At 62.8% G+C, this 10,577-nt stretch carries 7 protein-coding genes and 1 pseudogene; 6 read left to right on the top strand and 2 right to left on the bottom strand.

Features of this window, described 5'->3' with window-relative positions; translation table 11 throughout:
* Positions 1–45 precede the first annotated feature (45 nt).
* The 4 genes from ggt to D1012_RS20965 all read left to right on the top strand — a co-directional run bounded on the left by ggt (position 46) and on the right by D1012_RS20965 (position 5,884).
* Positions 46–1,752 (top strand): gamma-glutamyltransferase, encoded by a 1,707-nt coding sequence (ggt, locus tag D1012_RS20950; RefSeq protein ID WP_118156079.1) that lies wholly within the window; start codon positions 46–48, stop codon positions 1,750–1,752.
* Positions 1,753–1,887: 135 nt separating this feature from the next.
* Positions 1,888–3,294: an NAD(P)/FAD-dependent oxidoreductase gene (locus D1012_RS20955; RefSeq protein ID WP_118156080.1), complete on the top strand. Its 1,407-nt coding sequence runs from the start codon at positions 1,888–1,890 to the stop codon at positions 3,292–3,294.
* Complete coding sequence (locus tag D1012_RS20960; protein WP_118156081.1) at positions 3,291–4,490, top strand: NAD(P)/FAD-dependent oxidoreductase; 1,200 nt, start codon at positions 3,291–3,293, stop codon at positions 4,488–4,490. Before D1012_RS20955 ends, D1012_RS20960 begins: the two co-directional genes overlap by 4 nt.
* The gene (locus tag D1012_RS20965; RefSeq protein WP_118156082.1) at positions 4,490–5,884 is read left to right on the top strand and encodes an FGGY family carbohydrate kinase; all 1,395 of its coding nucleotides are present in this window, start codon (positions 4,490–4,492) and stop codon (positions 5,882–5,884) included. Before D1012_RS20960 ends, D1012_RS20965 begins: the two co-directional genes overlap by 1 nt.
* A gap of 264 nt (positions 5,885–6,148) precedes the next feature.
* Here D1012_RS20965 and D1012_RS20970 read toward each other — a convergent pair whose 3' ends face one another.
* Complete coding sequence (locus tag D1012_RS20970; protein WP_118156083.1) at positions 6,149–6,928, bottom strand: GntR family transcriptional regulator; 780 nt, start codon at positions 6,926–6,928, stop codon at positions 6,149–6,151.
* A gap of 35 nt (positions 6,929–6,963) precedes the next feature.
* The gene (locus tag D1012_RS20975) at positions 6,964–8,658 is read right to left on the bottom strand and encodes a glycerol-3-phosphate dehydrogenase/oxidase (RefSeq protein ID WP_118156084.1); all 1,695 of its coding nucleotides are present in this window, start codon (positions 8,656–8,658) and stop codon (positions 6,964–6,966) included.
* Between the two features lie 273 nt (positions 8,659–8,931).
* Between D1012_RS20975 and D1012_RS20980 the strand changes: the two genes are divergently transcribed.
* Both D1012_RS20980 and D1012_RS23080 read left to right on the top strand, forming a co-directional pair.
* On the top strand, positions 8,932–10,452 hold the full coding sequence (locus D1012_RS20980; RefSeq protein ID WP_118156085.1) for an FGGY-family carbohydrate kinase: 1,521 nt from the start codon (positions 8,932–8,934) through the stop codon (positions 10,450–10,452).
* Positions 10,445–10,577, top strand: a pseudogene (locus tag D1012_RS23080) (ABC transporter ATP-binding protein); the annotation flags it as partial. The gene D1012_RS20980 and the pseudogene D1012_RS23080, both read left to right, overlap by 8 nt.

Here is a 10,577-nt window from a genome sequence, read left to right on the forward strand (position 1 = left end):
TTCCGGCCATGCCCCAACACGCATCGTCCCAACCCGAGAGCCATCATGACACGCCCGCACCTGCCATTTGTCTGCGAAAAATCGCCCGCCAGTGGCAGCGGGGGCGTTGTCGTGACCAACCATCCGCTTGGATCGGCGGCCGGGGCGGAAATGCTGGCCGCCGGGGGCAATGCGATTGACGCCGCCGTGGCCGCCCTGTTGGCCTTGACCGTGGTTGAACCGATGATGGTCGGCATTGCGGGCGGCGGGCTGTCGCATATCCGGCTGGCCGATGGCCAACATCTGGTGATCGATGCGCTGTCATCAGCTGCGGCGTCGATGCACCCCGAAATCTATCAGCCGGTTTCAGACGATCCGGCGCACTACATGGATGCCAAAGACAATCGCAACCTGAGCGGGGCCTCGGCCGTTGCCGTACCGGGGAACCTTGCGGGCTGGTGCAACATGCACGCGCGCTTTGGCAAGCTGCCCTTCGCCGATGTGGTGGAACCTGCAATCCGGCTCGCCGAACGCGGGTTTGTGGTCACGCATTATCTGGCAGGCGCGATCAGGGAGTCCGAGGCGGAGCTGGGCCGCGACCCCGAAATGGCGCGGCTGGTGCTGCGCGACGGCGCGGCCCTCAACCCCGGCGACCGGATGGTGATGGGCGACTACGCGCAAAGCCTGCGCCTGATCCAGCAGGAGGGGGCTGCCGCCTTGCACGGTGGCGCGCTGGGGGCAGCACTGGCGGCACGCATGCAAACAGGCGGGCCTGATGCGGGCTGGGTGACACTGGACGATCTGCGCGCCTACTGCCCGGTTGACCGCGCACCGATCATCGGCACTTACCGTGGGTTCCAGATCGCAGGCCCGCCTCCCCCGGCCTCATCCGGGGTGCATGTGACTCAGATGCTCAACATGCTCGAAGGATACGACGTGGCGGCGATGGGCGTTGGCTCGACCGAGGGCCTGCACTTGTTGGCCGAGGTGATCCGCATCGCCTTTGCCGACCGCCGCGCCTTTTCCGGCGATCCGGCCTTTGTGGATGTGCCAGTGGCGCGGCTGACCTCAAAAACCTACGCCGCCGCGTGCCGCGCGCAGATCCGCAGCGGTGCAGGCCAGCCCGCCCCCTTTGCGCCGGGTCGCGAAAGTCAGGACACCACCCACATCACCGTCGCTGACCGGGATGGCAACATTGTCACCGCCACCCACACCATCAACGGGCTGTTCGGGGCGCGGTTCGTGGTGCCGGGGACCGGGATCATCCCCAACAACTACATGTCAAACTTCGATCCGCGCCCAGGCAAGGCGCTTTCCATCGTGCCGGGCAAACGGGTGCCCACCTCGATGGCCCCGATGATGGTGCTGCAAGATGGCAAGCCGGTGTTTGCCCTGGGCCTGCCGGGCGGGTTGCGCATCTTTCCTTCGGCGATGCAGGCCATCGTCAATCTGATCGACCACCGCATGACCCTGCAAGAGGCCGTCGAGGCCCCACGGATCTGGACCCAGGGCCAGGAGGTGGAGCTGGAAGAAGGCTACGCCCCGCAAAAGCCTGCGCTTGAGGCTTTGGGCCACGCGGTAAAGGTTGTTCCGCATATTGGCGGGGGGATGAATGCGATTGCATTTGACGACACCCAGACCGGAGCCGCCTGCTGGCGCGCTGATGGCACGGTGCTTGCGCTTGGCGGTGGCCTCGCCCGCCCCGGCGTCCGCTTCTGGCCCGATAAGGCACCTTCTGATACTTCTGAACACCCTGCCGGCGCGCAGACCTAGATCCTGGGTCTGGACTCGCAGTCACCCAATGATGAATCCTTGCGTCGTTTTGGTCGGTCCGTCAGCCCGCTTTTGAAGGCATCAGGGTCTAGACGATTTCGTTATCTGCCCCGGCGACCTCTGATTGGAAAGCACATGCCTTTGCCCCGGATCAAACCCAAAGTGCCGCGCTTTGATGTGGCGGTTATCGGGGCCGGGGTCGTGGGCTGTGCGGTGGCACGCCGCTTTGCCCGTGAGGGTGCCAAGGTCGTGGTGATCGAAAAGGGGGCAGATATTCTATCGGGGGCCTCCAAAGCCAACAGCGCAATCCTGCACACAGGATTTGACGCGCCGCCCGGAAGTCTTGAGCTGGATCTGATCAGGGCCGGACGGGCGGAATATCTGGACATCCATAGCGCACTTGGGCTGTCGATTGTGGAAACCGGCGCTTTGGTCTGCGCCTGGGCAGATCATGAGGCGGCCCGGCTGGACTCCATTGTGGCACAGGCGCATGAGAACGGCATATCCGAGGTGCGCCTTCTGACCGGACCTCAGGCGAGGCAGGCGGTTCCCGGCCTATCGAAAGCCTTGCTCGCCGGAGTCGAGGTGCGGGGCGAACATGTGATCGACCCGTGGTCCGCTCCGCTGGCCTATCTGACCGAGGCGGTGGCGTTGGGCACCGAATTCCGCCGCAATACAGAAGTATTGTCCGGCAGCTTTGCGGGTGACTGGCATTTGCAAACCAGCCAGGGCGACATTCACGCGGCATCAGTCGTCAATGCCGCGGGGCTTTTCGGGGATGAGATCAACGCACGGCTGGGCCTGCCTGTGGATTTCACCATCAGGCCCCGCAAGGGACAGTTTGTCGTGCTTGACAAGGCGGCCGCTGTTCATGTGCCAAAAATCCTGCTGCCGGTTCCAAACGAAATCACCAAGGGCATCGTCATCTGCCCGACGGCTTTTGGCAATGTGCTGGTTGGCCCGACCGCCGAAGAGCAGGAGGACCGCCATCGCGCCACCGTAGAGACGACAACGCTGAAGATGTTGAAGGCGCATGGGGAAAGACTGGTGCCACCCCTTGCCGGTATCGAGGTGACGGCGGTGTACGCCGGTCTGCGCCCCGGCACCGAAAAGAAGCATTACCGCGTCTCCAGCCACCCAGAAAGCCGCGCGATTGTGCTGGGCGGCATCCGGTCCACCGGCCTGAGCGCGGCATTGGGGTTGGCTCAACATGCGGTGCGGTTGCATGCGGCATTTGCACAGCCGTTTCTCAAGCCAACCGAAACTCCCGTTATCACCGTACCGAACCTGACCGAAACCCGCCCCCGCGACTGGCAGCAGCCCGGCCATGGCGAACTTCTGTGTCACTGCGAGATGGTCACGCGGCGGGAGGTCGAGGCTTGCCTGACCTCGCCCGTGCCGCCCGGCGATTATGGCGGCCTGCGGCGTCGCACCCGCGCCGGGATGGGCCGGTGTCAGGGCTTTTACTGTCAGGGTCGACTGGCCGAGATTTCCGCCGGGCACCTGGCCTGTCCGCTGTCTTGCGAGGGGGCCGCGGAATGACCGTGGACGTGGCAATCGTCGGGGGCGGACCTGCGGGCGTGGCGGCGGCGTTGGAATTGCGGCGCCACGGGCATTCGGTGATACTGCTGGAACGCGAAGCGGGTCTGGGCGGCGCCACACGGCATTGCAGTCACTTTCCCTTTGGCATGCGCGAGTTCGGCCGCATCTACCTGGGTGCCGCCTATGGCAAAAAGCTGGAAACCGAAGCCGCCCGCGCCGGGGTCGAGCTGCGCTATCACCAGTCGGTGACGCGGATCGGACCGGGCGGCCAATTGGAGATCGCCAATCCCGATGGCCTGACGTCGCTAAAGGCGCGGCGTATCCTGATCGCAACAGGCGCGCGGGAAAAGCCGCGTTCAGCCCGGATGCTGCCGGGGGACCGTCCGGTCGGGGTCATCACCACCGGAACGTTGCAGGCGATGATCGCATTCCAGCACAAGATCCCTTTCCGACGCCCGCTGATTCTGGGATCGGAACTGGTGACGCTGTCGGCCGTTCTGACCTGCCGCAGCCACGGCATTCGCCCTGTCGCTGTGATTGAAACCCTGCCCCGCCCCTTGGTCCGTGCCCCCCTGTCGTGGTTTCCGGGTCTTTTGGGCATTCCCTTTCACACCGAAACACAGGTGCTGGACATCATCGGCAAGGGCCGGGTTGAGGCGGTCCGCATTCTGCGGGCCGGACAGGAACAGGTCATTGCTTGCGACGGCCTGCTTCTGACCGGGCACTTCACCCCGGAAGCGTCGCTTTTGCAGATGTCCGGCCTTGCGCTCTGCCCCGACACGGCTGGACCCGCGATTGACCAGACCGGGCGTCTGGCGTCGGGGCTCTACGCGGCGGGCAATCTGCTTAGGCCGGTTGAAACGTGCGGTTGGGCTTTCCGCGAAGGGCGCTGCATTGGTCAGGCCATCGCTGCGGATTTGCAGAGAGGCACAGAAACCGCAACCGTCCCTGTCACCCATGACCCGCCTTTGCGCTATGTCGTGCCGCAGCTTTTGCAGCGCGGTATGGCAGGTATGCAGGATTTCCAACTGCGCGTCACGCGCCGGGTCGTCGGCGAGATCGCCCTGGAACTGGATGGCCGCGCCGTGTTCCGCCTGCAAAACCGCTGGATGCCGGAACGTCGCATCCTTGTGCCCATCCCGAAACAGGCCATGCAGGCGGACCATGTCCATTTCTCATTCCGGGAGACACTCTGATGCGGGTCGCGGCCATTGACCAGGGCACCACATCGACCCGTGCGCTTGTGATCGACGCCGACGGAAACTGGGAGATCGCGGCCAGCCACCGGCATGGTCAGCACCACCCGCAGCCGGGCTGGGTTGAACATGACGCCGAAGAATTGATCCGCAACATCCGCACCTGCCTGACGGCGGCGGGGGATATTGACGCGATCGGTCTGGCCAATCAGGGGGAAAGTTGCCTTGCGTGGGATGCAGAGACCAAAGCGCCACTCTCCCCGGTGATCGTGTGGCAGGATGCCCGCACGCATGGCAGCCTGTCCGCGCGGCCAGCAGCAGATGCCCAACGGTCGAAAGCGATATGTGGTCTGCCGCTGGACCCCTATTTCTCGGCGTCGAAACTGGCGTGGCTGCGGCAGAACATGCCTTCGGTGCGCGCCGCCGAAGCAAAGGGAACCCTGCGGCTTGGCACGACCGACGCCTTTTTTCTGGACCGGCTGGCGGGCGTGTTCGCCACGGATTGCGCCACCGCCTCGCGCACCGGATTGATGGATCTGGCAACGCAGGAATGGAGCGCCGAACTTTGCGCCCTGCACGGCGTCCCAATCGAATGTCTGCCGCCGATCCGGGCGGTGGACGCCGGTTTTGGCGCGATTGGCGGCGTGCCGGTCCGGGCCTCGATCGTTGACCAGCAGGCAGCACTTTACGGCCACAACGCGCGCCGCCCCGGCGACTGCAAGATCACCTTTGGCACAGGAGCTTTTCTTCTGGCGCTGACAGGGAGCGAGCCGCCGACGGTCGAAGGTCTGTTGCCGACACTGGCGTGGAAGCGTCAGGGCCAGCCCGCCCTGTTTGCGGTTGAAGGCGGCGTCTACGACGCAGGCTCTGCGTTGGAATGGGCCCGCCGGATCGGGCTTTTTTCGACCCTTGACGAGCTTGGCAGCTTTCACGGGCCGTCTGCCATCTCGCGCGGGCTGGTTTTTGTGCCCGCCCTGTCCGGTCTTGCCGCCCCGCACTGGGATCGTCTGGCGGCCCCCCTTTTCATCGGCATGGACCACACCACCGACCGTCGCGACATGGTTCGCGCGGTTCTGGAGGGGATCGCGCTTTTGACGGTCGGCCTGATCGAGGAGGCCAGCTGCGCCGTCAGTCTGGGCCCGACGATCTCTATCGACGGCGGTGTGTCGCAAAGCGCCTATTTCACCCAATTTCTCGCTTCGGCAGCGGGACGTGCGATCAGCGTGGCACCAATGCACGAGTTAACCGCCTTGGGTCTGGCCGAACTGTGCGGTCAGGATGTAAGCAGGGCGCGGATGGGAGGCCAGACTTTCACGCCCGCGGCTTCGGTGTCCGGCGCGGACCTGCGAACCTTTGCCACAGCCGTTGCGCGCGCAAGGGAGTGGCGTAGCTGAAGCCACACGCGATCTGCTCGGGATCGCCCGCGACAGTTCCCCCGTCTGGCTCCACAAATCGGCCTGACGCCGCACCCCTACCCCGCACCGCTCGTCGCGCCGTCACGCGAAACGCCAACGAGCCTTTTATCGTTACAATAAACCTGGTGGACGCCATCGCAGCTGTCTTCTGGCCAGAGATGCGCCGCGACCGGCACGCATGTTGACCATCTCACCGCAGAACGTGCCAGGCATTCTGCATACCCAAAACCTTGCGGTCGTCCTTCAGATCGAAGGAGATGAAATCGTGAAATGCAGCCGCGAGCGATCGGTGAGGTATAGCGCGGTATAGTACTCGATTGTCTGACCTTGCGCATTGGCCGCCACCGATTCGATTCCCAGCAGTGGCGATCCGACAGCGATCTTCAGTAACGCGGCATCATCGGCAGAGGCCCCGGACGCCTCGATCCAACGTTCAGCCTTGTTCAGCTGAATGCCGTATTGACGTGCGATTGTATCGTAGAGCGAGCGGTTCTCCAACGGCACGGTATCAAGCCCCGGAACCACCGCTTCCAGCATGGCCCAGCGGACAATCATCCGTGGCGTGCCATCAACCGACAACACCCGGTCGACGCGTACAATCGGCGTGCTCTCGTCGATCCGCATCATTTTCGCCATCCGGGCCGAGGGCAGGCTGATCTGTTGCAGCAGGATACGGCGCGAAACTTCTTTGTGCTTATCGGCCAGTTCCCCTGAAAAGCCGACAGTGGTGCCCACAAAATCCTGCTCTTCGCGTCGCCCGGCAACAAAAGCGCCCTTGCCCTGCAGCTTGTAGATCAGACGCTCATTCACCATCTGCGCCATCGCTTCGCGGACCACAGTGCGCGAGACATCAAACCGGGTGCAAAGTTCTGCTTCGGAGGGAAGTTTGGTATGCTCTTGCAAGCCTTCATCCCGGATCAACCGCGTCAGGGCGGATTTTACCTGAGACCATAGCGGTGCGGTCACTGTCCGATTGGTCGGACGCAGACGATCAACAAAACCTTTGGCAAGAACATCGGACAATCGGCTACTTTTCCTTCCTCCACCTGACGGTGGCTTTACCGAATAGTCATCCGATGTCGCCCGCGCAAGAGTTCCAGCGCTTGCGCAACCTCTTCGGAGGTTCTGCGCTGATCCCAACCCAGTTCATGGGCGGCGGTTCCGGCGATTTCGTCCAGTCCTTGCAAAGTGATGCCACCTTCAAACCCCATCAGAGTGCGCCTCAGCAGGATATCGGTCAATCGGGTGACCCTTTCGCTGCGACAGATCAGGCCAATCTCGGCCGGAGTGTAGCCGGGGACGGCCTGATAACGCTCTGCACTCTTGCCCTCCAGCCCGGCCACCACCGTTGCATGACTGCCATAGCGTTGTGCCAATGCGGCACAGCGTTCGGACGTCAGGCCGTTGTCCTGCGCCATGGCCTGTACCCACGCGGCCCTGCCCGCCGTGTCGCGCGGCAGTTTTTCCGCGCCACCGATGGCAAGGGTTGTGGTACTGCGCTGGCGGGTCAGGCCGAGTTTGTCCATTACCATATCTGCGATTTGTTCACCGCAAACGCGATAGGTTGTCCACTTTCCTCCGACCAGCGTGAGCAGATGAAACGGGCGCTGAGGCAGCGGCTCGTGAACATCAAGCCGATGATCCCGGCTGATCGCCCCGGTCGCCCCGTCAGAGCTGAGCGGCAGGGGACGGACCCCTGCAAAGGCAAACACGATCTGCGCGCGCGTAAGCCGGACGGTTGGCAAGATCGGGCGCAACACATCAAAGATGTAGTCGATTTCGGCCTCGGTGCAGGTCTTGTCATCCGGATTGTCGCTGCGAATGTCAGTGGTGCCCACCAGCAACCTGTCATCTTCCAGCCGATAGATCAGACAGGCGCGATGATCGTCGGTTTCAAAATACAGCATCCGGTCGCCCAGATGACCAGCCAGTTGCGCATCGCGCACCACAAGATGAGATCCGCGTGTGCCCCCGATCACCCGTTTGTTGATGCCCAGATCATGCTGCACAGTATCGACCCAGGCGCCGGACGCGTTGACGACCAGCTTTGGCGTCACCTCGAACGTCTCGCCGGTCAGGCGGTCATGCAGGGTGATCCGGCCGGCATCCTGCTTGCCCGCGGCGACATAGGGCACAGCCAAGGCGTCCGGACAGTCAGCCTCGGCATCTGCCACCAGCTCCATCACCAACCGTTCAGGATGGGTGATGCGGGCGTCGTAATATTGTGCAACGGCACGCAGATCGGTGGCCAACGGCGGCACCTGTCGACGGGCCTCGCGCGCGGTGAACATCTTGTGGTCCGGCATCGTCTGATGGGCCCGGCCAAAGACGTCATACAGCATCAGCCCGATCTTGACCGGAACTGCGCCTTTTGGTCCAGGTGTGCGGGTCAGTTTCAGAAACCGCGCAACCGTCGAGACAGCGCCGCCCATCAGGCTGCGCAGTGGCACCCAGCATTTCTGGGGGTGCACAAGATGCGCGGCATTCTTCAGCAAGAGATTCCGCTCGGTCAGCGATTCGCGCACCAGAGCCGCCTCGCCGGTTTCCAGATAACGCAGCCCACCGTGGATCAGCCGCGAAGGTGCAGCACTGGTGCCGGATGCAAAGTCCTCTGCCTCGACCAGCAGCGCCGGAATGCCCTGCGCCGCGAGGTCTCGGTAGGCACCTACGCCATTGATTCCACCACCTATGATAAGGATGTCAGGGACTTCGCCGCTGCGCAGCCTGTTTAAAAGGGATTGTCTGTCGCGCATTTGGGGCCTCCTCACCCGGTATCTGCAATAGTCAGTGTACCGGGGCATCACCATCTGGCAACTTATTATTACAAGTTATGCGACTTTGGTAGCGCGCGCTTTTGATGATCCTCAATACTTTGGCTTAAATAACTGATTTTTATAGATATACCGCATACCCGCGCTGCAGAAGTGATCTCTTGACAGGTTTTTAAACTCCTTTAGCCTAAACTCATCATTACAAGTTGAGGCCTGAGGGAAGAGGAGCCCGACGGTCCTGACAGGGGGGAATACATGGGAAACTGTGTGATCGGCATTGATGCCGGCGGCACCATGACCAAAGCTGCGTTGTTTGATTTTTCGGGGCAAGAGCTGGCCTGTGCACGACGGAAAAACGTGATGAGGTTTCCGCATCCCGGCTGGACCGAGCGTGATCCTGATGCCATGTGGCTTGCCGCAAGTGAAGCCATGCAGGAAGTGCTGGCTCTGTCTGGCCGGGCTGCGGGTGACGTTGCGGCGGTTTCAGTCGCCGGCTACGGCAGCGGGCTCTATCTTCTGGATCGCGACGGCAACCCCGTGCGGCCCGGCATCGTGTCAACCGACACCCGCGCAGCGGCTTTGGTCGCCGAATGGCAGGCCGCCGGGCTTGCCGATCAGATCGAGCCCATGATCCAGCAACGCGTCTGGCCAGGGCAAAGCCTGGCGTTGCTGGCATGGCTGCAGCGTCACGAACCCGAGGCGCTGGACCGCACCTTCCGCATCTCATTCTGCAAGGATTTTCTGCGGACGCGGCTTTGTGGCGACATGTCCACCGACCCGACCGACGCAGGCATTGGCGGGTTGATTGATGTGACACGCGGCACTTATGCGACCGACGCGCTTCATCTTCTGGGACTGGATGCCTGGATCAGCCGGTTACCTGAAATCGGCCCATCAGATCAGGTGGTCGGCCATATCAGCGCCCAAGCCGCAGCGCAGACCGGATTGCGCGAAGGTACCCCAGTGGTGCGCGGCGCTGTCGATGTGACGGCAGCGGCAATGGCCTCGGGGGTGACTCAGGCCAGTCAGATGAGCGTGGTCGCGGGCACCTTCAGCATCAACTCCACCTTGCACACCACGCCCCGCCAGACAGTGCAACCCTTCCTGCAAAGCCCCTTCCCTCTGGGCGGTTATCTGGCAACCGAAGGTGCCGCAACTTCGGCCAGCAATCTGGAATGGCTGGTGAAAACCGTTCTTGCACACGGGGGGACGTTACCACCCGATCAACAGGGCACGCTTTATGACATGGTGAATGCCGCCGTGCAGCGCAAGGCCGGCCAACCGCGCGAGGCGCTGTTCTTTCCGTTCCTGTTCGGCGGACCCTGTGGCGCACCGGCCGGATTGCTGGGGTTGACCGCTGACTACAGCTTTGACGATGTGATGCTGGCTGTGCTCGAAGGCATTGTCTTTGCTCATAAAATTGAAATCGACCGTCTTTTGTCCGGTCCGGATGCTGCAACTCCTTCGGTCATTCGTCTTGCAGGCGGGGCGTCGCGCAGTGCGGTCTGGTCAGACATGTTCGCCGATATTCTCGGCCTGCCGGTCGAGGTGCCCGCCTCCTCAGAGCTTGGGGCCCTTGGCGTGGCGATCTGTGCTGCGGCGGGCGTGGGCGCGCATCCGTCGCTGGCGGCAGCCATCGCCGCCATGAGCCGGGTCGGTCGCCGCCATGAACCCGACGCGCAGCGTGGAGCAGCGCATCTTGCCAAATACCCGCGCTATGTCGCAGTCACACAGGCGCTGGCCGGGGCCTGGGCGCAGGGGGGCCAGAATGCTTGACCTGCAGAATGTATCACGGTCGGTTGAGGGGCGGATGCATATTCATCCGACCAGTCTGACGCTGCGAAAGGGGACGATGAATGTTCTGCTTGGTCCGACGTTGTCGGGCAAGACGTCTTTGATGC

This window comes from Pseudotabrizicola alkalilacus, assembly GCF_003443995.1.
GTDB classification, from domain to species: domain Bacteria; phylum Pseudomonadota; class Alphaproteobacteria; order Rhodobacterales; family Rhodobacteraceae; genus Pseudotabrizicola; species Pseudotabrizicola alkalilacus.